The organism is Sorangium sp. So ce385 (assembly GCF_051474135.1).
Lineage (GTDB): Bacteria > Myxococcota_A > Polyangia > Polyangiales > Polyangiaceae > Sorangium > Sorangium cellulosum_D.
The window spans coordinates 1,854,913-1,878,248 of record NZ_CP150337.1 but is presented as its reverse complement, the minus strand read 5'-3'; the positions used below and the strand labels follow the sequence as shown (position 1 = coordinate 1,878,248).

The 23,336-nt window shown below is 73.4% G+C and carries 15 protein-coding genes; 8 read left to right on the top strand and 7 right to left on the bottom strand.

Annotation, left to right across the window (positions count from 1 at the left end; genetic code table 11):
- Window positions 1-3 precede the first annotated feature (3 nt).
- Window positions 4-1,122, bottom strand: coding sequence for a hypothetical protein (locus tag WME83_RS06875; protein ID WP_437318448.1), 1,119 nt, complete (start codon window positions 1,120-1,122; stop codon window positions 4-6).
- Between the two features lie 551 nt (window positions 1,123-1,673).
- Here WME83_RS06875 and WME83_RS06870 point away from each other — a divergent pair.
- From WME83_RS06870 to WME83_RS06855, 4 genes are all read left to right on the top strand, one after another.
- Complete coding sequence (locus WME83_RS06870) at window positions 1,674-2,372, top strand: class I SAM-dependent methyltransferase (protein WP_437318447.1); 699 nt, start codon at window positions 1,674-1,676, stop codon at window positions 2,370-2,372.
- A gap of 109 nt (window positions 2,373-2,481) precedes the next feature.
- Window positions 2,482-3,324 (top strand): helix-turn-helix domain-containing protein, encoded by an 843-nt coding sequence (locus WME83_RS06865; protein ID WP_437318446.1) that lies wholly within the window; start codon window positions 2,482-2,484, stop codon window positions 3,322-3,324.
- A 42-nt stretch (window positions 3,325-3,366) separates the two neighbouring features.
- Window positions 3,367-4,650, top strand: coding sequence for a methylated-DNA--[protein]-cysteine S-methyltransferase (locus WME83_RS06860; protein ID WP_437318445.1), 1,284 nt, complete (start codon window positions 3,367-3,369; stop codon window positions 4,648-4,650).
- A 316-nt stretch (window positions 4,651-4,966) separates the two neighbouring features.
- Complete coding sequence (locus WME83_RS06855; RefSeq protein WP_437318444.1) at window positions 4,967-5,689, top strand: glutathione peroxidase; 723 nt, start codon at window positions 4,967-4,969, stop codon at window positions 5,687-5,689.
- A 45-nt stretch (window positions 5,690-5,734) separates the two neighbouring features.
- Here WME83_RS06855 and WME83_RS06850 read toward each other — a convergent pair whose 3' ends face one another.
- The 3 genes from WME83_RS06850 to WME83_RS06840 all read right to left on the bottom strand — a co-directional run bounded on the left by WME83_RS06850 (window position 5,735) and on the right by WME83_RS06840 (window position 9,704).
- Entirely contained in the window at window positions 5,735-6,781 is a 1,047-nt protein-coding gene (locus WME83_RS06850; RefSeq protein WP_437318443.1) for a cytochrome-c peroxidase, read from the bottom strand.
- On the bottom strand, window positions 6,778-7,752 hold the full coding sequence (locus WME83_RS06845; RefSeq protein WP_437318442.1) for an MbnP family protein: 975 nt from the start codon (window positions 7,750-7,752) through the stop codon (window positions 6,778-6,780). The genes WME83_RS06850 and WME83_RS06845 overlap by 4 nt, the downstream gene beginning before the upstream one ends.
- Window positions 7,753-7,910: 158 nt before the next feature.
- Window positions 7,911-9,704 carry an AMP-dependent synthetase/ligase gene (locus tag WME83_RS06840; protein ID WP_437318441.1) on the bottom strand — a complete coding sequence of 598 codons (1,794 nt, stop codon included), beginning with the start codon at window positions 9,702-9,704 and terminating at the stop codon, window positions 7,911-7,913.
- 204 nt (window positions 9,705-9,908) lie between these two features.
- Here WME83_RS06840 and WME83_RS06835 point away from each other — a divergent pair, with 204 nt between their 5' ends.
- Window positions 9,909-11,582 carry a protein kinase domain-containing protein gene (locus WME83_RS06835; RefSeq protein ID WP_437318440.1) on the top strand — a complete coding sequence of 558 codons (1,674 nt, stop codon included), beginning with the start codon at window positions 9,909-9,911 and terminating at the stop codon, window positions 11,580-11,582.
- Here WME83_RS06835 and WME83_RS06830 read toward each other — a convergent pair.
- Window positions 11,575-15,549, bottom strand: coding sequence for a serine/threonine-protein kinase (locus WME83_RS06830; RefSeq protein ID WP_437318439.1), 3,975 nt, complete (start codon window positions 15,547-15,549; stop codon window positions 11,575-11,577). The two genes, WME83_RS06835 and WME83_RS06830, sit on opposite strands and share 8 nt — an antisense overlap.
- Window positions 15,550-15,660: 111 nt before the next feature.
- Here WME83_RS06830 and WME83_RS06825 point away from each other — a divergent pair, with 111 nt between their 5' ends.
- From WME83_RS06825 to WME83_RS06815, 3 genes are all read left to right on the top strand, one after another.
- The gene (locus WME83_RS06825) at window positions 15,661-17,511 is read left to right on the top strand and encodes a sigma 54-interacting transcriptional regulator (RefSeq protein ID WP_437318438.1); all 1,851 of its coding nucleotides are present in this window, start codon (window positions 15,661-15,663) and stop codon (window positions 17,509-17,511) included.
- Between the two features lie 174 nt (window positions 17,512-17,685).
- Complete coding sequence (locus tag WME83_RS06820; RefSeq protein WP_437318437.1) at window positions 17,686-18,036, top strand: ArsR/SmtB family transcription factor; 351 nt, start codon at window positions 17,686-17,688, stop codon at window positions 18,034-18,036.
- Window positions 18,033-18,518 (top strand): SRPBCC family protein, encoded by a 486-nt coding sequence (locus WME83_RS06815; protein ID WP_437318436.1) that lies wholly within the window; start codon window positions 18,033-18,035, stop codon window positions 18,516-18,518. The genes WME83_RS06820 and WME83_RS06815 overlap by 4 nt, the downstream gene beginning before the upstream one ends.
- Window positions 18,519-18,618: 100 nt before the next feature.
- Here WME83_RS06815 and WME83_RS06810 read toward each other — a convergent pair whose 3' ends face one another.
- Both WME83_RS06810 and WME83_RS06805 read right to left on the bottom strand, forming a co-directional pair.
- Entirely contained in the window at window positions 18,619-20,991 is a 2,373-nt protein-coding gene (locus WME83_RS06810) for a LamG-like jellyroll fold domain-containing protein (RefSeq protein WP_437318435.1), read from the bottom strand.
- A 613-nt stretch (window positions 20,992-21,604) separates the two neighbouring features.
- A complete protein-coding gene (locus WME83_RS06805; RefSeq protein WP_437318434.1) occupies window positions 21,605-22,816 on the bottom strand; it encodes a serine hydrolase domain-containing protein in 1,212 nt (403 codons plus the stop codon).
- Between the last annotated feature and the right edge of the window lie 520 nt (window positions 22,817-23,336).

Genomic DNA, 23,336 nt, shown 5'->3' with positions numbered 1-23,336 from the left:
CGATCACGGCCGGGCTTCGTGGGCCGGCGCGGGCGCACGCGCGGCCCGCGCCGGCTTGGGACGGAGCGAGCCCACGCTCAGCCCGCCGAAATGGTGAGTCGGGCTCACCCCGGGGGCCAGCGCCGAGCGGGTCACCTCGAAGCCGGTCACCATCTGAACGAACCCGGGCCGCTCCGGGACCGGATCCACGACGGCGCGCTCGAGGAGCATCGAGGAGTACTGATCGGCGCCGGACTCGGGCGTATCGAGGTTGAGCAGGACCTCGAGGCGCTGGTCCTTGCACCGCGCCGCCACGCCCGGCAGGCGGCTCTCGAGCGGCGACCAGTTGTCCGCCGCGACCCCGTTCTCGCTGACGCCGAAGATGCCCCGCTCCGTCTTGAAGAAGAGCGTCTGGTTGCCGGTGCTGTGCCCCGGCGTCCGCACCAGCATCACGCCGTCGCCCAGGAGGACGTCGCCGTCGATGAGGCGAACGCGGTTCTCGAGCACGTCGCGCTTGCCGTCCTCCACGTAGAAGGCCGACTGCAGCGGGTGAAGCGCATCCCAGGCGTCCCACTCCCGCCGCTGGGCGATGAGCTGCGCCGACGGGAAGGTGACGGGCGCCGGGCTCCCCTTCGTGCCGAGGTGCTTGCGCAGGTCCTGGAGGTGGAAATGGTCGTAGGCGATGTAATCGATGTCCTCCGGCGCGATGCCGGCGCTCCGGAGCTGCGAGGTGAGCGGCGCGAAGACGCGCGTGCTGAGGTGCGACATCACCGGATGGCGCGCGCGCAGCCGCTCCAGGTACGGCGCCCGCAGCGCGCCCTGGGGATCCGTCGGGTTGAACAGCAGGTTCTTCAGCTGGCCGGCTCGCTCGAACTGAACCAGGAACACCCGCTGTGTCATGATGGCGAACGGCGACGGCAGGATCGCCGCTCCCCAGAACGCATAGCGGGTCGGGTAAGCGAGCTGCATCGTATCGAAGGTCCGCACCGAGACCACCGGCCGAGAGGCCTGGAGGCGCGCGCGCAGGAGCGGCGCTCGCTCGCGGATCGCGCGGGCGCGCAGCCCGGGCTGCGCGATGGACCAGGCGTCGCCGATCTCGTCGAGGGGCTCGAGCTCAGCCGTGGAGTCGACCGTCGATTGCATGGAGCGACTATAGCGACACCCCCGCTCCCAGCAACACGGGAGTTTGCTCCAGCGGGCCTTCTGGCCGGCTCTCTCTGCGCCCGTGATCTCCCGTGCTCTTCCTCGGGAAGAGCCTTAAGACAAACTCAGGATCAGCGGCATGGACGAGAGGACACCTGGCGCGCTCGGCCGCGCCGGCGCTCCAGAAGAGGTCACCGCCGAGCCGCCGAGGGCGCCAGGAGAACCGAAGTCGTCCCTTCTTGTCTCTTGTCTCCTTGCCGTCCTTGCCGCCTCGGCGGTTCAATCTCGCCTCCTCGGAGCACCGCCGCCGATCGGCGCTGCCGCCATGCTCCCGAGGATGCGCAGGTGCCCTGGAGAACAGTTACAACACGACCAGATTTTTCTCCCCTGCCCTCCCTCCTCCCGGCGCTTTGGGACGCCGCCGATCGTCGCCGGCAGGACAGGCCGACCCCGGCGCGGCCCGCTGGCCGGCTCATTTCGGAGCGAGCCAGGTGTAATGAGCTCGCGGCCAGTGCGTCGTCCCCCGGCGAGACCCCCAACGAGGAGACGCCATGCAGACGAACGCTCGATACGTCCACGCCCTCGGCCCCGCCGCCCTGACGCGCTTCTACGACCCCGCGATCCGGCTGCTCTTCCGCGAGGAGGCCTTCCGGAGCCAGCTCGTCGCGAACCTGGAGCTGGCCCCCGGCCAGCGGGTGCTCGACGTGGGCTGTGGCACCGGCACGCTCGCGGTGCTCGCGCAGCAGCGCCACCCCGGGGTGGAGGTGCACGCGGTCGACGGCGACGCCGAGGTCCTCGCCCTCGCCCGCGACAAGGCCGCGCGCGCCGGCGCGGGCGTGCGCTTCGAGCGGGCCATGGCCTGGGCGCTGCCGTATGCGGACGGGACCTTCGATCGCGTGGTGTCGAGCCTCATGTTCCACCACCTCGCCGCCGACGACAAACGGCGCACGGCGGAGGAGATGCTCCGCGTGCTCCGCCCGGGCGGCGCGCTGCTCCTCGCCGACTTCGGGTCGCCGCGCAACGCGCCGGGCCGGGCGGCCATGCGGGCGCTCCGCTGGTTCGGCCGCATCGCGCACCGCCACGACGACGCCCTCGCGCGCCGCTTCGACGACAACCTCGCGGACCGGCTCCCCGCGGTGCTCACCGGCGCCGGGTTCTGCGACGTGGCCGAGATCGACCGGATCGGCACCGCGATCCTGCCGATCACGACGGTCAGGGGCCACAAGCGCGCCGACGCCCCGCAGGCCTGAGCGGCGCGCGGGCGCGCGCGACGCGATCGACGAGCGCCGCCTCGGCCGCGCGAGGCGGCCCGGGGCGCGCGTTGCTCCGCCCCTCCGCCGCGGGTACAGTCGGCGGGGCATGCTGGTCACGACGGTGCTGGAGCGCGGGGCCATCTCGGTGCTCGACTACCGGTGCAACGCCGGCCCCGCCGACGCGCCGTTCGTCGAGCAGCACCGCGGCTTCTCGGTCTCCTACGTGCGCAAGGGCAGCTTCGGTTACCGCGTCCGGGGGGAGTCGTTCGAGCTCGTGGCCGGGTCGCTCCTCATCGGCCACCCCGGCGACGAGTACATGTGCACGCACGAGCACGTCCGCGGCGACGAGTGCCTGTCCATCCACCTCGCGCCGCCGCTGCTCGAGGCGCTCGGCGCCCCGGCCGCGGCCTTCCGGACCGGCGGCGTGCCGCCGCTGCCCGAGCTGATGGTGCTCGGCGAGCTCGCCCAGGCGGCCGCCGACGGCAGGAGCGACATCGGCGTCGACGAGGCGGGAATGCTCTTCGCCGCCCGCTTCGTCGAGGTCGCCTCCGGGCGGGAGCAGCCGCCGCCCGAGGCGCACGCGCGCGACCGCCGCCGCGCCGTGGAGGCGGCGATCTGGCTCGACGAGCACGCGCACGAGCCGATCGATCTCGAGGGCGCCGCGCGCGAGGTCGGGCTCAGCCCGTTCCACTTCCTGCGGCTGTTCGCGCGCGTGGTCGGCGTGACCCCGCACCAGTACCTCGTCCGCGCCCGCCTGCGCCGCGCGGCGCGCCTCCTGGCCGACAGCGCCCGGTCGATCACCGACATCGCGCTCGACGTCGGGTTCGGCGACCTCTCCAACTTCGTCCGCACCTTCCACCGCGCCGCCGGCGTCTCCCCCCGCGGCTTCCGCCGGGCGGCGCGCGGGGATCGCAAGATCTTCCAAGACCGGCTCGCCGGCCGCTCCTAGGATGGCCGCCGGACGCGGGCGCTCGGCCCGCGCCGAGCCCTCATGACGGCACACGGTTTCCTCCTCTTCGATACGGCGATCGGCCGGTGCGGCATCGCGTGGGGCGCGCGCGGCGTCGCCCTCTTGCAGCTCCCGGAGGGGCGCGAGGACGGCACGCGCGCGCGCCTGCTGGAGCGCATGCCGGGCGCGCTCGAGGCGCCGCCCCCGCCCGACGTGCAGCGCGCCATCGACGGCATCGCCGCGCTCCTCCGCGGCGAGGCGAGCGATCTGTCCGGCGTCCCGCTCGATATGGAGCGCGTGCCGCCGTTCCACCGCCGCGTCTACGAGGTCGCGCGCGCCATCCCGCCGGGCGCCACGCTGACCTACGGCGACATCGCGGCGCGGCTCGGGTCGATCGGCGCGGCGCGCGCCGTGGGGCAGGCGCTCGGGCGCAACCCGTTCGCGATCCTCGTGCCGTGCCACCGCGTGCTCGCGGCCGGCGGCAAGGTCGGCGGCTTCTCCGCCGACGGCGGCGTCACGACCAAGCTCCGCCTCCTCGAGATCGAGCGCGCGCTGGCAGCCTGCGCGCCCCGGGCCGACGGCGCGGCGGCCAGCGCGCCTCACCCTCAGGCCGACGGCGCGGCGGCCAGTGCGCCTCACCCTCAGGCCGACGGCGCGGCGGCCAGCGCGCCTCAGGCCGCTGGCGGCGGCGCGTACGGCTTCGATCCGGCCGCCGCCGTCGAGCGGCTGCGCGCGTCCGACGCGGCCCTCGGGCGGCTCATCGATCGGGTCGGGCCGTTCGGCATGCGGCTCGACCGGACGTCGAGCCTCTTCCTCGCGCTCGCGGAGTCGATCGTCTACCAGCAGCTCACCGGCAAGGCCGCGGCGACCATCTTCGCGCGCGTGCGCGCGCTCTTCCCCCCGGCGCACGAGGGCTTCACGCCCGAGCAGGTCCTGCGCGCCTCGGACGAGCAGCTCCGCGCCGCCGGCCTCTCGCGCGCGAAGCTGCTCGCGCTGCGCGACCTCGCGCGGAGGACGCAAAACGGCGAGCTCCCCACGCTCGCCGAGGTCCACGGCATGGACGACGAGGCGATCATCGAGCGCCTCACGCAAGTGCGCGGCATCGGCCGCTGGACGGCGGAGATGCTCCTCATGTTCCGGCTCGGCCGCCCCGACGTGCTGCCCGTGGACGACTACGGCATCCGCAAAGGTTTCGCGATCGCGTTCAAGCAGCGCGACCTGCCGGGGCGCAAGGACCTCGAGCGGCGCGGGGCGCGCTGGAAGCCGTACCGCACGGTGGCGAGCTGGTACCTGTGGCGCGCGGCGGAGCTGCCGCGGAAAGACTGACGTCGCGCTCCCGCGGCGGCCGGGGCTCCGCGGCTGTCGGCCGGCCCTGGCCTGGACGCGCGGCCTGCGGTGGGGGTCGCCTGTCAGGCACGCTCTGACGCTGGCAGCTGCAGAAACGCCACAGCGGGCTGTGCCGCATCGCGCGCGGCCGCGCGCACGACCTCCGGAGCACGCGCAACGGCTGGCCGGCGTCGATGCGCGGGGTTAAGTTCTCGCCGGCCACAGGGCGAGAGCGCCGCGTGGAGCGCCGCACGACGTTGGACAAAGGTCGCCGTCCCGACGGCGCCCAGAAGAGCACTGGAGGAGCACGACAGTCATGCTGAAGAACCTCGAAGGGCAGCGCGTTCCGGATGTCACGTTTCGCACGCGTGTCGACGGTCAGTGGAAGGACGTGACCACCAAGGACGTGTTCGCGGGCAAGAAGGTGGTGGTGTTCGCGCTGCCGGGCGCCTTCACGCCCACCTGCTCGAGCAGCCATGTGCCGCGCTACAACGAGCTCGCGGCAGAGTTCAAGCGGCGCGGGGTCGACACGATCGCGTGCATCTCGGTGAACGACGCGTTCGTGATGGATGAGTGGTGCAAGGCGCAGCAGGCGGACAAGGTCCTGTTCCTGCCCGACGGGAACGGGGAGTTCACCGAGAAGATGGGGATGCTCGTCGATAAGGCGAGCCTCGGGTTCGGCAAGCGCTCGTGGCGCTACTCGATGCTGGTCGAGGATGGCGTCATCAAGAAGATGTTCATCGAGCCCGAGAAGGAGGGCGATCCCTTCGAGGTGTCGGACGCGGACACGATGCTGAAGCACCTGGATCCGTCGTCGAAGGCGCCGAACGACGTGCTGATGTTCACGAAGCCGGGGTGTGGCTACTGCGCGAAGGCGAAGCGGCTCCTGGAGGAGCGGGGCCTCGCGTACGAGGAGGTGGCGGCCTCGCCGCGCCGGCTGCGGGCGGTGAGCGGGAAGTCGTCGACGCCGCAGGTCTTCATCGACGGGAAGTACATCGGCGGGGCCGACGAGCTCGAGGCGTACTTCGCGAAGGCCTGATGTGACGGAGACCTGGCTCCTCGTGGCCAGGTCTCTCTTTCTCGCTCAGGGGCGGTACCGCGGATCGTCGAGGAAGGCGGGATCGGTCAGCGACCGCAGGAACGCCGCCAGATCGGCCTTCTCGTCCGGCGAGAGCCCCAGCTCCTCGATCTGCGGATCGGTGGAGACATGGCCCAGACCGCCGCGATCGTAATGGTCGACCACCGCCTCCAGCGTGGCCAGCGATCCATCGTGCATGTAGGGGGCGCTCGCCGCGATGTTCCGCAGACCGGGCACCTTGAATTTCCCGAGGTCGCCCGTCCGTCCGGTGATCCTTTGGCGCCCGACGTCGCCGCCGTCGAGGTAGGTGCCGTTGTTGAAGAAGCCTTCGTTGGTGAGCCTTCCGGCCGGGTGGCAATGGAAGCAGCCAGCCCGCTCGGTCAGGAACAGCGCCTCGCCGCGGCGCTCGGCGTCTCCGAAGCTCGTGTCGTCCCCGCGCAGGTGCCGGTCGTAAGGGCTGTCGGCGCTGACGATCGAACGGACGAAGCTGGCGATGGCCTGGCGCAAGGACTCCTCACCGGGCGGGCCGCCATAGGCATCCGCGAACGCCTTCACATAGACGTCATCGCCGGCGACACGGGCGACGGCCTCGGCGAGCGATAGACCCATCTCGTCGGGGTGCTCGATGGGCATCCCCGCCTGCTCTTCCAGGGTGGCCGCGCGGCCGTCCCACAGGAAGCTCTCGCCCCAGGCCAGGTTCACCAGCGCGGGCGCGTTCCGCTGCCCCAGGCGGCCGTCGACCCCCCGGGAGACGGGGTCCGGTTCGGCGAAGGCGTGCTCCTGGCGGTGGCAGCTCGCGCACGCCACCTCGCCGGTGCGAGAGAGGCGCGTGTCGAAGAAGAGCCGCTTGCCGAGCTGGGCCCTCGCCTCGGTGAGCGCGTTTTCGGCCGGCGCTCTGGCCGCCGCGGCGCGCGCCGGAAACCCGGCGGGGATGGCGTCCGTGACGAGCGGCGGCGAAGGTCCGGAGCCCGCCGGCCCGTCGCCGCCGCATCCGCCCGCAAGGAGCAGCGCCGCCAGGCCGACGGCCCCGCCACGGCTCGAGCGCGGCGTCACGGAGCGAAGGCGAACACCGTCAGGTCGGGAAGGCTGCGCCGCAGGCGCTCACCCGCGAGGAGCTCGTCGCCCACGGGCCCGGGCGGCCCCATGAACCCGGTCAAGTCGACGTCCGCCGTGGCGCCCTCGAAGACCTCGTCCATGGCGACCCGGACGACCTTGCCCGTCGAGCCGCTCTCGGGCACGGACACGGCGCCTCGTACCTCGACCCTGGGGACGAGATCCATGACGAGGTTGCCGCCCATGTGGACCGCCGGCGGGACCGCCCCTTCGTCCGGATCGACGGGATCACCTCCGGCCGGCGGATCCACCCTGCCCTCGTAGCGCAGCCAGAGATAGCCGGTGTGCGGCCACGTCATCTGGGAGGCCTCCGAGAGGGGCGCGACGTTCTGCGCGGGCTGGGAGACATTGCAGGCCTGGTGCAAGCCCCAGACGAAGCTGACGCCTTCATAGCTGCCAGCCGGAGCGCGCAGCCGGAGCGTGGCCGAGCCCGGGTCCTCGGCGTTGTAGAAGTAAACCCCGTGAGGGGCGGGGGCGCCGTCCGGGCCGACGATATCGACGGGCACGAGCTCGCCGCCCGCCTGGATCAGCGCCGCGTGCGAGACGTAGAAGCGGGCGTTGAGCGGCGTGACGGTGCTGCCGTCCGGCGCGGCGTTCGGCTCGCCGAACACGAACGGCTCGCCGCCGAGGACGAGCTCGAACGCGAGCTCGACGATGGCGCCCTCGGTCCTGATGGGCGCCGGCAGCTCGTCGCAACCGGCCGGCCACGTGGCCTCGGCCGCGCCGCCCGCGCCGCCCGCGCCGCCGTCGCCGGCCGCTCCACCCGTGTCGCTCGTTCCTCCGGCCCCGTCGGGCTCGCTGCCGCCCGCCCCGCCGGTCCCGGAGGCCGTCTGCTGAGGCGAGGGCGCGCCGCAAGCGGCAGCCACGCCCAAGAGCAACCCGATGAAGCCGAACAAGCGAGGAGATTTCATGGCGGGCTCGATTGTACGCGAGGACGCACCCCACGGGAACGGGTGACGCATCGCGGGGATTGGCGAGAGGACGCGATGTGTCCTCTCCCTGGCGCGGCGTTTTCTTGCTCTGCGTACTCGGCCTGCTCGGCCTGCTCGGCCTACTCGGTTTACTCGGTTTACTCGGCGTACATCTGGTCGATCACGCCGCGGAAGCGCTGCTCGATCACGTTGCGCTTCATCTTGAGCGTCGGCGTCATCTCGCCGTCCTGCACCGAGAACTCGCGGCCGAGGACGGTGAACTTCTTGATCTGCTCGAAGCTCGCGAGCCCCGCGTTCAGGGCGTCGATGTGCGCCTTCACCTGGTCGACCACCTCGGGGGTCGTGATCGCGGCGTCGCTGCTCAGGGCGCCACGGCCCTTCAGCTCGGCGAGCTTCGCCTCGGTCAGGGTGATCAGCGCCGAGACGTACTTGCGGCCGTCGCCCACCATGCACACCTGACTGATGATCTCCGCCGCCTTGAGCTTCTCCTCGATGGGCAGCGGCGCGATCATCTTGCCGCCGGAGGTCTTGAGGATCTCCTTCTTGCGACCGCGGATCTTGAGCTGCCCGCGCTCGTTCCACTCGCCGAGGTCGCCCGTGTGCAACCAGCGATCCTCGAGGGCGGCCGCGGTCGCCGCCTCGTCCTTGTAATAGCCGACGAACACGTGCCGGCCGCGCGTCAGGATCTCGCCGTCGTCGGCCAGCTTGAACTCCACGCCGGGCACGGGCTTGCCCACGGTCCCCGCGCTCTCGACGCCCGGCTCGGTCATGCAGATGACGCCCGTCGACTCGGTCTGGCCGAAATCCTCGAGGATCTCGAGGCCGAGCGCGCGGAACCACGTCGAGATGTGCGGCGCGAGCGCCGCCGCGCCCGAGGCCAGCATCTCGGCCTTGCCCAGGCCGAGGGCGGCGCGCACCTTGCCGAGCACGAGCCGGTCCGCGAGCTTGAGCTGCAACGCGTCGAGCGGGCTCGGCGCCCGCTTCGCATACTTCGCCTCGGCCACGCGCGCGCCGACCGAGAGCGCCCACTCGGCGAGCTTCTTCTTCGCGCCCTTGCCGCCGCGCACCTTCGCCATCACGCCTTCCATCATCTTCTCCCAGAGGCGCGGCACGCAGAGCAGCAGCGTGGGCTGCACCTCGGGGAGCTCGACCGAGACGTTCTCGAACTTCGAGCAGAAATTGACGGCATAGCGCTGGGTGATGCCGACCCCCACGTTCTGCAGCTTCTCGGCGATATGACAGAGCGGGAGGAACGAGAACATCGTGCCGCGCGCGAACGGCAGGCCCCAGTACTTCGCCACGATGTCGGACGTATAGGCCAGGTTGTCGTGCGAGATCATCGCCCCCTTGGGGTTGCCCGTCGTGCCCGAGGTGTAGATCAGGAACGCGCCGGCTTTGGGATCGATCTTCGCCAGGTAATCGGCGTACGTCTTCGCGCCCGGCCGCTGCGCGAGCGCGCGGCCCTCGGCCAGCGCCGATTCGTACGAGATCGCCTTCGGAGCGATCGACGTGTCGCCGTCGAAGACGAGGATCCATCGCACGCTGTCAGGGACGGCGGATTCGCCCTTCTCGCCGGAGATCTTCTGGAAATACTCCCGGTTCTGCACCGAGAGCAGCGTCGCCTCGGTGTGCGTCAGGATGTAGTGGATGTCCTTCGCCGTGGAGTTCGGATAGAGCCCCGCCGACTTGCCCCCGACGAGCAGCGCCGCGAGATCGACGTGCACCCATTGCGGGCAGTTGTACGAGAGAATCGCGCCGATCTGGCTCGCGTCGAACCCCCTCGACTCGAGGAACAGCGCCAGGTGGTGAACCCGGTCGCGAAGGTCTCGCGCCGTCAGCGTCGTCCACTCGCCCCCGGATTTGTAACGCTGGGCCGGCGCGTACGGGGATTCGTTGGCCCACTGATCCAGACGGTGGAGAACGGTGCTCATGGCATCTTCCTGCGGCCTCGGGGCCTCGGGTGGGTGATCGGAGCCCAGGATGCGGGAGCCGCCGGGGCATTGTCAATCAGCCTCGAAAGCGCGCTGGCGCGCCGGTTCAACGCCGGAGGCTCCGGAGGCCGCGCGCGACGCTGGCCGCCGAGCGCCACGACCTGATACGGTCGCTCCACAGGGACCTCACCTCGCGTAGCCTCCATGCCGCATGTCCCCGAGCGCTTTCAGATCGTCCGGCGGCTCGGGGCAGGCGGCTTCGGGATCGTGTACGAGGCGCTCGATCGCGCGCGCGGCGAGCGCGTCGCCCTGAAGACCCTCGCGCGCGTGAGCGCGCCGGCGCTGTACCGCTTCAAGCGGGAATTCCGGGCGCTGGCCGACATCGCGCACGACAACCTGGTCCGCCTCCACGATCTCATCGGCGGCGGAGACGAGTGGCTCTTCACCATGGAGCTCATCCACGGCGTGGACTGGCTCACCTACGTGCGCGGGCAGGACGCCGCGGGCGGCGCCGCGCCAACCACGGCCCCGGCCCCGGAGACCCATCTCCCGAGCACGGCGCCCCCGGACGAGGGAATCGATCTCGACGCCACGCAGGAAGAAGCCGTCGTGCGCTGGCCCGCATCGCCCACGTCGATCGATGTCCGCGCCGGCCGCCCGGAGGCGCGCGCCGACGTCGCGCGGGTGCGGTCGTCGCTCGTCCAGGTCGCCCGGGCGCTCCTCGCCGTGCACGAGGCGCGGCTCGTCCACCGCGACCTCAAGCCCTCGAACGTGCTCGTCACGCCCGAGGGGCGCGCCGTCGTGCTCGATTTCGGCATCGCCTCGCGCCTGTCGCACAGCGGGCAGAGCGCGACCGACGCCGAGCAGCTCGTGGGGACGCCGCGGTACATGGCGCCGGAGCAGGTGAGCGCGCGCGCCGTCACGCCGAGCGCCGACTGGTACGCCCTCGGCGTGATGCTCTTCGAGGCGCTCGCAGGAGAGCCGCCCTTCGCGGGGACGCCCCTCGAGATCCTCGCCGAGAAGCAACGCGCCGCGCCCCGCCGGCTCCAGGACGTCGCGCCGTGGGCGCCGGACGACCTCGCCAGCCTCGCCGCCGATCTCCTGTCCACGGCGCCGGAGCGGCGCCCCTCCGGCCCCGAGGTGATCCGGCGCCTCGGCGGGGCGGACAGCCCGGCGCCCCCGACCCCGGCGCAGAGCGGCCGCGGCGCGCGCGCGGCGCGCCCGCCTCCCGGGCCGGCGCTCGACGCGCTCGCCGGCGCGCTCGCGCGGGCGCGCGGGGGGCAGCCGTGCCTGGTCCTCGTCCAGGGCGCCGCCGGGGCGGAGCCGGGCGCCCGCGTGCGCGCCTTCCTCGACGGCTGGGCCGAGGACGCGCTCGTCCTCGAAAGCAGGTGCCACGAGCGCGAGCAGGTGCCGTTCAAGGCGCTCGACGGCGCGATCGACGCGCTCAGCCGCCACCTCGTGCGGGCCCCGCCCGAGCAGGCCGCCGCGCTCATGCCCCGCGGCGCCGCCGCGCTCGCCCGCGTCTTCCCCGTGCTCGCGCGCGTCCCGGCCGTGCGCGCCTCGCCGCGGAGCCCCGCCGACGACGAGGGCGAGCCGCGGCTCCGGGCGCGCGCGTCGGCCGCGCTCCGCGACCTGCTCGGGCGGCTCTCCGATCGCCGCCCGGTGATCGTCTTCATCGCCGACGCCCACTGGGGCGACGCGGACAGCGCCGCGTTGCTCGCGGAGATCATGGCCCCGCCCGACCCGGCGGCGCTCCTGCTGATCGTCGCCCACCGGGCCGAGGGCGGCGATCCGCAGGGGCGCGGCCCGCTGCTCGCGGCGCTCCGCGCCTCGCCGGCGATGGCCGCGGTGCACACCGTCGAGATCGACCTCAGCTGAACCCCGGCGCGAAGATCGCCGCGATGCGGGCCGGGTTCCGGATGCCCTGGCCCGCCATCCATGCGTCCGCCGCCTCGATCAGGGCGCGGCCCTCCTCCCCGCCGAGGAGCTGGCCGCGGCGGCGGCGGGCGCAGGCGGCGAACAGGGCCATCTCGCACCCGTCGAACGCCGCCGCCGCCTCCTCGAGGAGCGAGAGCGCCTGGGCGACCTGGCCCCGCTGCGCCGCGATCGCGGCGCGCAGCGACGTCGCCATCGGCGCGACCCACGGCGCGCCCTCGCGCGAGAGCCTCCGCGCGTCCCGCTCCGCCTCGCCGAGGAGGCGCCGCGCGAGCCGGGCGTCGCCGGAGGCCGCGCGCGCGGCGGCCTCGAGCGCCGCGGAGGCGCGCAAATGATGAATCAATACGCGGTAGTACTGGAACCTCGGCAGGAACGACAAGGCGATCTTGCGCCAGCGGTCCCGGATCCGCCGCCGCGCCTCGAGCGGCGCCCCGGCGTAGAGATCGATGCGCCCGAGCGCCACGGTCTCCAGGCAGTCGAGGTGGTCGAACCAGCGGCGCGGCCACCGCGCCATGGCGCCCAGCACCTCGTCGCGCGCGGCGTCCGGCCGGTCCGCGGCGAGCGGCACGATGTACGTGAGCCCCACCCGGAAGAAGCTCGCGGCGTAGAGGTCGCCGCGCGCGTCCGCGTCGGCGATGCGCGGGGCCGCGAGCCGGGCGAGCGCGTCGAGCTCCCCGCGGTGGTAGTGGGCCACCATCATGAACCGGCTGCTCGTGCCGAGCTCCCACGCGACGCCGGCGCAGCGCGCGCGCAGGAGATCCTCGGCCTCGCGGCAGAGCGCGAGGCCCTCGGCCCAGCGGCCGGAGAGGCACTCGACGACCCCGAGCATGCACTTGTTGACCGCGACGAGGTACGGATCGCCGACCTTCTCCGCGAGCGCCGCGGCCGTGGCGTAGCGCCGGTGCGCGAGGCGGCGCCCCACGACGTGGTCGGTGCCGAGGTGCCCGATCTCGGTGGCGATGGCGCGGGCGAGGCGGTAGGGCTCGCCGGCGCGGAGCGCGAGGAAGAGGTGCCGCGCCTGGAGCGCGGCGCCCTGGAGGACGTCGGCCATCGCGAGCCCGACCGAGGCCGACCAGCAGATGTCGAGGCGCGTCAGGGTCTCGGCTGGCAGCGCGCGCGCGTCACGCTCCCGGAAGCGGAACCCGCGCAGCCGCAGGAGGAGCCGCCAGAACAGGAGCGAGAGCAGCACCGCCCACCGGCGCTCGGCGAGCCGCATCCCCACCGTGGCGAGCACGCCCGCGAGCGCGCGCTTGCCCTCCTCGATGTGGCCGCTCACGAGCAGCTGCTCGGCGGCGCAGCGCCGCAGATCGAGGCTCTCCCGCGGCGCCGCGCCCTCGGCCGCGGCGGCGTACGCCCGGGCCGCCTCGGCGCCGCGGCCGGCGTTGCGCAGGGCGTGGGCGAGCTTGACCCGGAGCGCGCGCGCGTCGGCCGCGCCCGCCGGCGCCGCCTCGAGCGCGGCGGCGTAGTGCTCCGCGGCGCGATCGAACGCGAGCGCCTCGGCCGCGCGATCGCCCGCCTTCACCGCGTAGCGCGCCGCCTCGTCGGCGCGCCCGCCGCGCCGGAAGTGCATCGCGAGCACGTCCGCCTCGGCCCGCCCCGACGCCTCCAGGACGGCGGCGAGCCCGAGGTGGACCGCCGCGAGCTCCGCCGCGCCGAGCTGCGCGAGCGCCGCCTCGCGGATGCGGTCGTGGAACGTCTCGAGCTCCTGCTCGTCGCGCTGGCCCCGCGTGCGGATCGCGCTCGCGGCCCGGAGCGCCGCGAGCGCGGCCTGCTCCTCGTCGGGGGTGAGCCCCGCGGCCTCCCGGGCGTCGCGGCGGCCGAGCGGCTTGCCCGACACGGCGACCACCTCGAGCAGGCGCCGCGCCGCCGCGGGCAGGCGCTGGAGGCGGCCCGCGAGCACCGACCCGAGCCGGACGCCGGCGCCGCGCGACGACTCGGGCGCGGCGCGCCCCTCGACCTCGCGCGAGAGCTCGAGCACGAAGAACGGGTTCCCCTCGGCCTCCTGCGCGATCGCGTCGGCCTGCGCGGCGGCCCGGTCGCCGCCGCCGAGGAGCGCCAGGGCGAGGGCGCGCCCCTCCTCGGGCGAGAGCGCGCCGACGGCGAGGGCGCGGACGTCGCCCGCGTCCGCGCCGGCCGCGTCGGGCGGGAGCAGCCGCGCCACGAGCTCGCTCCGCGCGGCGTCCTCGCTCCGGTAGCAGAGGAGCAAGAGCAGCGCGGGCGCGTCGGGCTCGCGGAGGAGGTCGGTGAGGAGCGCGGCGCTGTCGGCGTCGCCCCACTGCAGGTCGTCGATGAACAGGACGAGCGGCCGCCGGTCCGCGATCCGCGCGAGGATCTCGCGCAGGGCGGCGAACCCGCGCCGGCGGAGCTCCCGGGCGTCCGGGGGCTCGACCTCGCGCCGCGGCGCCCGGGCGATCGCGTCGACCTGCCCGAGCACGGGGAAGAGCCGCACGACCGCGTGCACGTCGCGCGGCATGAGCTCGGCGGCGTCCAGGCGGGGGAGGCGCGCGAGGTGGCGGCTGAGCGCGTCGATGAGGCTGTCGACGGCCTTGTACGGGACGGACTCCCGCTCGTAGCAGCGGCCTTCGAGGACGACCGCCTCGCCCGCGGCCGAGAGCTCGTCGAGGAAGCGGCGGACGAGGGCGGTCTTGCCCGCGCCCGAGGTGCCGTGGATGTGCACGGTGGTCGCCCGGCCGCCCCTCGCGCGCGCGAAGGCGCCGCGCAGCGCGTCGAGGTGCCCCTCTCGCCCGACGAACGGCGCGCCCGGGGCCGGCGTCGCGCTGCTCTGGGCCCGGGGCCGCGCGGGCGCGCCGGCCTCGCCGCGGGCGCGGCCCTCCGCGTCGCCGTCCGGGGGCGAGAGCCGCCGGAGCACCTCGTGCGCCGGGGGCCGCTCGCCGGGATCGGGCCGCAGGAGCTCGGCGCAGAGCGCGTCGAGGTCCCCCGGGATCCCCTCCGCCAGCTCGCTCGGCGGGGGCGGCCGGTCCCGCTGCTTCTGCACGATGACCTCGAGCGCCCCGCCCTCGAACGGCCGCCGGCCGGTGAGCGCCTCGTAGAGCATGACGCCCACCGCGTACCAGTCGCAGGCGGGCGACAGCGTCCCGCGCCTCGCCTGCTCCGGCGCCATGTAGGCCGGCGTCCCTGCGATGTGGCTGCCGCTCTGGTCGATCGAGCCCGTCGAGAGCTCCGTGACGAGGCCGAAGTCGAGGATGACGACCCGGCCCTCGCGCGTCACGAGCACGTTCGACGGCTTCAGGTCGCGGTGGAGCTTGCCGGCCGCGTGGAGCGCCGCGAGGCCCTGGGCGAGCTGGACGAGCGCGCTCCGGAGCGGCCCCCAGCGCGGCGGCGGGGCGGCGGCCGGATCGCGCGCGGCGTCGCCCGGGCCGCGCGCGGCGTCGCCCGGATCGCGCGCGGCGTCGCCCGGATCGCGCGCGGCGTCGCCCGGATCGCGCGCGGCGTCGCCCGGATCGCGCGCGGCGTCGCCCGGATCGCGCGCGGCGCCGCCGGAGGCGACCGGCCCGGGCCACGTCGACGAGACGACCGGCGCGGTCTCGTCCGGATCGCCGCCGGCGGGGGCGCGCATCGAGGCGCTGGGCTCCGGGGCGCGCTGCGCGGAGGGGCCGCGCACCGCGGAGAGGAAATCGGCGCCCTCGACGAGGTCCATCGTGAAAAACCACCGGTTCTCCTCGGAGAACAGCTCGTGGAGCGCGACGAGGTTCGGGTGGACGACCTCGGACAGCGCGCGGAATTCACGCTTGAACCGATAGAGCGCGACGGGGTCGAGGCGGTGGAGCGACTTCAATGCGACGCGCGCGCCTCGCTCGCGGTCGTGCGCCTCGTAGACGACGCCGAACGCGCCCTCGCCGAGGCGGCGGCCGATCGTGAATCGCGCTGTGCTGGAGAGCGGCCCCTGCATTCAATCGCTCTGCAATCCCGGCCTGCGGGCGGCGAGCCTACCACGCGGCGTGTCGCGGTTCCTGCCCGTGCAATCGGGCGTCGGCGCGCGCCGCTCGCCTTGCGCGCGCTGGTGCCGGATGAGAGATTCGACCGCGAGGGGATGAGCGAGGCCACGGCGTCCTGGGGTCCGACCCGAACAGATGACGCGCCCCGCGGGGCCGGCGAGGGCGGCTCGTACCTGCTCGTCGTGCAGGGGGGCTCCTCGTCGGTGCTCCGCCTCCCGCGCAGCGGCGTGGTGCTCCTCGGCCGCGGGCCCCGGGCCGACGTGCGCCTCCGCAACACCGCGGCGTCGCGGGAGCACGCGAAGATCGTGCTGCTCGACGGGCGCGCGCAGCTCGTGGATCTCGGCAGCCGGAACGGCACCCTGCTGAACGGCGTCCCCGTCGACGGCGCGCGGCCGCTCGGCTCGGGCGACGTCGTGTCGATCGGCGACACGGTGGTGGTGATGCGGTGCCCCCGCCCCGCGCGGAGCCGGCAGATCCTCGAGCTCACCGAGCTGCGGCGCAGGATCGAGGCGGAGGTCGACCGGGCGCTGCGCCACGACCGGCCCGCGGCGGTGATCGCCGTCCAGCTCGGGGCGCCCGCCGCGCGCGACGCCGTGGCCGGCGCGCTGGAGCGCGAGCTCGCGGTGACCGATTTCGCGGGCTTCGAGGCCGACGACCGGCTGCTCGTGCTCCTGCCGGAGGCGGACGCCGCGGCGGCCGACCACGTCGCGCAGCGGCTGCTCGACGCGGCGCGCGCCGCGTGCGCCGCCCCGCCGGCGCACGCGGCGCCGCGGGCCGGCGTGGCGACGGCGCCCGCGGACGGGTGCGACGCGGACACCCTCGTCGCGTCGGCGCGCGCCGCGGCGGAGGTCGCCCTGCCCGGGCAGGCGGCGGCCGCCGCCGAGGCGGTGACCACGCTGGAGATCGGCGGGCAGCGCACGGTGCTCGCCGACGCGGCCACGGTGCGCGTGTTCGACCTGATCCGGCGCCTCGCGGCGACGGACCTCCCGGTGCTCGTGACGGGCGAGACGGGCGTCGGCAAGGAGAGCGCGGCGCGCGCGCTGCACGAGTGGTCGCCGCGGGCGAAGCGGCCGCTCGTCACGCTCAACTGCGCCGCGATGCCCGAGAGCCTGGTCGAGAGCGAGCTGTTCGGCTACGAGCGCGGCGCGTTCTCCGGCGCGGCGGGCCCGAAGCCCGGCCTCCTGGAGCACGGCAGCGGCGGGACGGTCTTCCTCGACGAGATCGGCGAGCTCTCGGCGAGCGCGCAGGCGAAGATCCTGCGCGCGATCGAGGCCAAGAAGATCCTCCGGCTGGGCGACGTGCGCGAGCGCGAGGTCGACATCCGCCTGGTCGCCGCGACGCACAAGGATCTCCAGGGCGAGGTGAAGGCGGGCCGCTTCCGGCAGGATCTCTATTACCGCCTCGGCGCGGCCACCGTGATCTTGCCCCCGCTCCGGGAGCGCCCCCGGGAGATCCTCGCGCTCTCGCGGGCGTTCCTGGCCGACGCGTGCGCGCGGGCGGGGCGCGAGGAGATGGTCCTGTCGACCGAGGCGACGGAGCTCTTCGCGACCCACGCGTGGCCGGGCAACGTGCGCGAGCTGAAGAACGTGATCGAGTACATCGCGGCGACGGTCAGCGCGCGCATCGTCGAGCGGGGGCACCTACCCGCGCCGCTCGCGCCGGCCCCGCCGCGCGCCGAGAGCGCGCCGCCCTCTGTGGCGCCGGCCGCCCCCGCGGCGGGCGCCGCGGCGAGGGGGCCTGGCCGGAGCTTCCGGCCGCTCGCCGAGGAGGTGCGGGAGCTCGAGCGCACGCGCATCGCCGAGGCGCTCGCCGCGGTGGGCGGGGTGCAGACGAAGGCGGCGGAGGCGCTCCACATGCCGCTCCGGACCTTCGTGCTGAAGATGAACCGCTACGGGCTGGCGAAGCGCCGGCGGTGACGCGCCGCCGGGCGCGGCTCCGAGCTGCGCTGGCGCGTCTCGGGGCAGCGGAGCCCTTTCCGGCGCTCCGCCGGCGGGGCCGCGCTCGAGGGCCCTCGCCGAGGGGACGAGGCCCCCCGCCAAGCGATCAAATATTTACTTGCATGTATATACACCACAGCGCATTCTTAGCCCATGCCCAGCTCGGAATTGTTCGAAGTGCTGGCCGACCCGACGCGGCGCCTGATCCTGGAGGCGCTGCTCGACGGCGAGCGCGCGGTCGGTGAGCTCGTCGAGCTCGTCTCGATTCAGCAGTCCGGCGTCTCGCGCCACCTGCGCATCCTCGGGGAGGCCGGGTTCGTGGAGGTGCGGGCGGAGGGCACCCGGCGGCTCTATTCGCTGCGCCCGGAGCCTTTCCGAGAGCTCGACGGCTGGGTGGGGCGCTACCGGTCGCTCTGGGAGAAGCGCCTGGATCGGTTCGGCCAGGCGCTCGAAGCGCGACGGACGGCGCGAAACAGCGGGCCCAAGAAAGGACGAAGTGAATGAACGCGACAGCCGAAAAAGCCACCATCCTCATCGAACGCACCTATCCGGCCTCGGTCTCCGAGCTCTGGGAGCTCTGGGCGACCAAGGAAGGATTCGAGTCCTGGTGGGGTCCGGAGGGGTTCCGGGTCGAGGTCCACGCGCTCGAACCGAAGGAGGACGGGCTCCTCCATTACACGATGATCGCCGACGCCCCGAAGATGATCGAGGCCATGAAGCGCGGCGGGCAGCCGACGTCCCACGAGGTGCGCGCCCGCTTCAGCGCCTTCTCGCCCCACAAGGCCCTCACCATCACGAGCGTCATCGACTTTCTCCCGGGCGTCGAGGCGTACGAGAGCAACATCGATGTCCTCTTCACCCCGCTGGCGCACGGCGCGCACATGGCCGTGACGCTCCACGCGATGCACGACGCGCACTTCACGGAGATGCAGAGGGCCGGCTTCACGAGCCAGCTCGGGAAGCTCGACAAGCGCTACACGAAGTGAGGGTTTCCTCGCGGGGCGCCCCGAGGCCCCCGCGGCGTTTCCGCGGCCGCCGCCCGGGCGAGCGCGGCGACTCGGCCGCGCCCGCCCGGGCTGCCGCGGCTCAGTGAACGCGCCCGATGCCGCGGCGGATGAACGCCGAGCGGCTCGTCGCCGCGCCGGCCCGCTCCGCGGTCGCGGCGGCTGCGAAGCCCGGGACCGGCTCGCAGACCAGCGCCCTCAGATCCTGGTTGCGGCGCGCGAGATCGTTCAGCGTGCGCGGCGCGCCGGTCACGGGATCGGCGACCTCGATGCCGGTCATGAAGCCGGACAGCGTCCCCTCGTTCCCGGGCGCCCTCACATTCACGTGCAGGAACGGCGTCCCGGTCTCGGCCAGCCCGTGGCACCCGTTGCAGGTGTTGAGCGAGAACTTGTGCCGCGCCTCGTTGTTGAGGATGCCAGGGGCCATCCACGCCGTGAGGTTGTTCAACGACGAGCCGGCGAGGAACGGGCTCCCCTGGAACGTGTCGGGCACCGTGTGCTGCTCCAGGAGGATCGCGGCCTCGTTCTGGTTCACGTAGGCCGCGAGCGTGGCCGAGCCGTCGAAGCCGATGTCCGGCGTCAGCTTGACGGTCGCCGGGCGCAGGAAGCCCGTCTGCGGCGAGAGGACGAACTCGCGCAGCTCCCACGGGTTCGCGAGCGCGATCTCGTTGGTGCGGAGCTGCCCGAGCGCGCTCCCGTTCGGCCTGCCGGGCGCGGCGTTCCGGCCCGCGAAGCGCGTGGTGACCGCCTGGAGGGCGGCGTTGTACTCCTCGGACGGGAACGGCAGGCTGCCGAGCGCGTGCCACGCGTTCGCCCAGTCGAGCACGTCGGCCTCGGTCGACGCGGGGAGCTTGTACTCCAGGATGAGGGTGAACTGCTGCGCGAAGCCCTGGCTGAAGACGCCGAACACGAACCGCCCCTCGCCCGCGTGCCCCTCGGCCAGGTTGCGCACGTCGATGCGGTTGACGATGCCGAGCAGCATCAGCGGCGCCTGCCGGAGGTCGAGCGACCCGTCAGGGCTCCTCGGCCACTCGTCGAGCACGACCTGTTGAATGGACGGGCGCGCCGGCACCGTGAAGCCGTTCACGGCCTGATCGGTCAGCCAGGTCTCGAACATCTGCTCGACCATGGCCGGCGCGTCGGCCGGCGTGGGCGCCATGTCCTCCATGAGCCGCGCGAACGTCCACGCGCCCGTCCGGGGATCGCCGGCCGGCCCGTTGAACGTGGTGCGAATGGGATCTTCGATCACGCTGAGGTCTTTCACGAAGATCTCGCGGCCCGTCCGGACGAAGCAACCCGCCGGCGCGACCATCTCGTAGGTGAGGTTCCCTGACGCGACGAAGAAGGAATCGGGCGAGTCGGGGTTGATCACTTCGTACCGGAGCTGATGGACGCCCGGGTCCACGGCCAGGGTGCCGGTCACGGTGACCGGGAACGTCGCCGTGGTCCCGGGCCCGACGCCGTGGATGCTCCCGGGGTTCACGGTGGAGAAGATCCCCGGCCGGCCGAAGAGGTTGAGGCCGAAATCCCGGGGGCTGCACTCCTGCGTATCGTTGTTGGTGACCGCGACCTGGTACGTCACAGGCGTGCCCGGGGCGACGGGGCCGCTGCTCTCCGGCGTGACGACGACCGTGGCGGGGTGCCTGATGCAGGTGAGCTGGGCGAGCTCGGCGTCGGTCAACGGGTTGGCGGAGAGCCAGACCTCGTCGATGAGGCCCGCGAAGCGCTGCCGCTGCGGGTTGTTGCCGATCTGGATGGGCGCGTTGATATCGCGGATCGCGCCCGTGGCGCTGGTCTGGGCGGCCTGCTGGCCGTTGAGGAAGAGCCGCACGCGGCTGCCGTCGTAGATGCCCGCGACGTGCGTCCACACGTTGGCCTGGATCGGGGCGCGGGAGGTGACCGTCCGCCCGTTGGCCAGGGTGACGGCGAACCTCGCCTCGCTGTTCTGGACGACGAGCGAGAAGCTCGATCCGCTGTTGTTCCGCTCCTGCGCGATCGTCCGCACCGTCGACCCCGACACCGAGGTGGGGTTGACCCACGCGGCGACCGCGAGGTTCTGCCCGAACGTGAAGCGGGGATCGTCGGCGATCGTGACGCTGTCGTTGCTGTCGTCGAAGGAGATACCGAGGCCGCTCTTGCCCTGCGCGCAGGCCGCGCTGGCCGAGCGGCTGGCCGTCGAGCCATTGCCCGACGCGTCGGACAGCTCTGTCGTCGAGCTGTCACAATCGTCGAACCGCCAGAAGCCGACCGCCGACCGGGGCGCCGAGAGCGGCGCGATCGCCGCGCCGATCGGCTCGTCGGCCTGATCGAGCGCGAGCTCCGCATCATCGGATGAGCCTTCGCCGACATCATGGCTTCCGCACGCGGCGGCGCCCAGGGCGACGAGGGCGAGGACCGCAGCCGCGCTGGTTTTGGTCGCAAGTGGATGGGCGAAGCCGAAAGAGAGGTTCCGCATTGACGTTCTCGTTGGGTGAGAGTTGACCGCACGGGCGCCGACCGAGCGCGGAGCGCTGCAGCGGGTGTCCGTCTGACTCGACCGGGCTGTTCGGGTTTTGGCGCTCGCGCGAGCCGTGGCCTCGAAGGCACGCCACGGCCGCGCTGGCATCGAGCGCTTCCACCTGGCAGCTCGCGCTCCAGGCGACCGACGATGGTCGATTCCTTAGCGAGCGGAGCTGATCAATTCAATGCTTCAGCACGCCTGAAGCAAGAACCTGACATCCTTAACGTATCTTTACATATCCCCAGTCCGGCGAGCCCATGTCTAGTCGCGAAAAGGTCACCTCGCAACTCATCGCCATCATGTGGCTCATGCAATCAATTCATCTTCCGGGCAGCGCCCGCGGCGGGCGCGGGCGGGGCATCGCCCGGGGATGGCGTCTCTCCGCCGTCGCCGCGCCGGCGGCGGAGGTGGGCGCCGCGCGGCGGCGGCCGGGCGGCCCGGTCCGCAGGGCAAGCCGGGCCGCCTGGCCGGGGGTCCGGGCCCCGACGCGGCCAACGCCGGTCTCGGCGGGATTTTCGGCGCGATCGACACGCCGCCGGACGGCCTCGCGCCCGGGGAGGACAGCGCGTCAGTCGTCGATCGCCTGGTAGACCGAGGTCCAGAAGTCGAGATAGACCGGCGACGAGAGCGGGAATCCCGCGCGCTGGGTCATGAGGATGGCGACCAGATCCTCCCTGGGATCCGAGCTCCAGGACGTGCCGTAACCGCCGTCCCAGCCGTACCGGCCGGGGCTCGCCGTCACGTCGTCGCGCCGGGTGACGATCGATACGCCAAACCCCCAGCCGCGGCTGTCCCAGTAGCCGGGGAAGAACCCGGACGCCGCCTTCTGCTCGGGCGTCAGCTGGTCGGTCGTCATCGCCTCGACCGAGGGCCGCGACAGGATGCGCTCGCGCCCGTGCTTGCCCTGGTTCAGCAGCATCTGGCCGAACGCCAGGTAGTCGTCGACCGTCGAGACGAGCCCCGCGCTGCCGTCCGGGAACACGGGCGGGCGGCTCCACTGGCTGTCGGCGACGCCGTCGTGCAGGTCGAGCGCCCCGGTCGCGGCGCTGGCCCAGTAGCTGGTCGCGAGCCGATCGAGCTTGTCCGCCGGCACGCTGAAGCCGGTGTCCTTCATGCCGAGCGGCTCGAAGATGCGCTCGCGGAAGAACGCCTCCAGCGGCTGGCCCGCGGCGCGCGCGATCAGCACGCCCAGCACGTAGGACCCGGTGTTGTACATCCACCGCTCGCCCGGCTGGTGCATCAGCGGCAGCGCCCCGAGCCGGCGGATCCACTCGTCCGGCGCGTGCGGCGTCGACGGCTTCGGCGGCCCCAGGCACGCGAGCTGCTGCTCGCGCACGGCCCTCTGGATCGGCGTGCCGTCCGGCGGCCCCAGGATCATGCCGAACCCCATGCGGAACGTCAGCAGATCGCGCACGGTGATCGGCCGGCTCGCGGCCACGGTCTCGTCGAGCGGCCCGTCGATCCGCTGGAGGACCCTGCGGCCCGAGAGCTCGGGCAGCAGCCGATCCACCGGCTCGTCGAGCCGCAGCTTGCACTCCTCGACCAGGATCATCGCGGCCACGGCGGTGACCGGCTTGGTCATCGACGTGATGCGGAAGATCGTGTCGCGCCGCATCGGGTCGCCGCCGCCGACCGCCTTCACGCCGATGGCGTCGACGTGCACCTCGCCCCGCCGGCAGATCAGCGTGACGAGCCCCGGCGCGGCGCCGCGCTCGACGTGGCCGCTCATGACGTCGCGCATGCGGCCGAGCCGCGCCCTGGAGAGCCCGCCGGTGCTCATCGCCTGCTTCCGCCGTCCGTGTCCGAGGTCCTCACGCGCCGTCACCTCAGGCGGCGCCCGCGCGGGCGCCGAGCTCCCGGAGCGCGTGGAGACGCCCAGGTCGAGGAGGGAGGGAAAGCAGAACGACTCGAGATGTCAAGGTCGAATCGCCGCGGTCTCATAATCACGCATCGAAGGGGACGTGTTCACGGCAGGCCGCTCCGCGGCCGTCGCCCACCCTGGATGGGGCCCACGTGACGTTGGCCCCCAGCGCTCCGCCGGGTGCAAGAGCTACCGGGATCAGGCAAGAGTTACATGGCCCGGTCGTGCAAGAGTTGCACGAGCCCACCCGGAGGGCGCGTCCCGCCCGGGAGAGCGCGCCGCGCCCACGGCGACGGCTCAGGCACGCAGGCTGCTAGGACGCCAGGGCCCGAGCTCCTCGCCGGACGCTCGAGCCACCGATGACGCATCAGGGCGTCGCGCGGGTCACGTTCGCCTCTTCGGCCCCTCGCCTCACCGCATTTCGCCTTCCTTCCTTGCT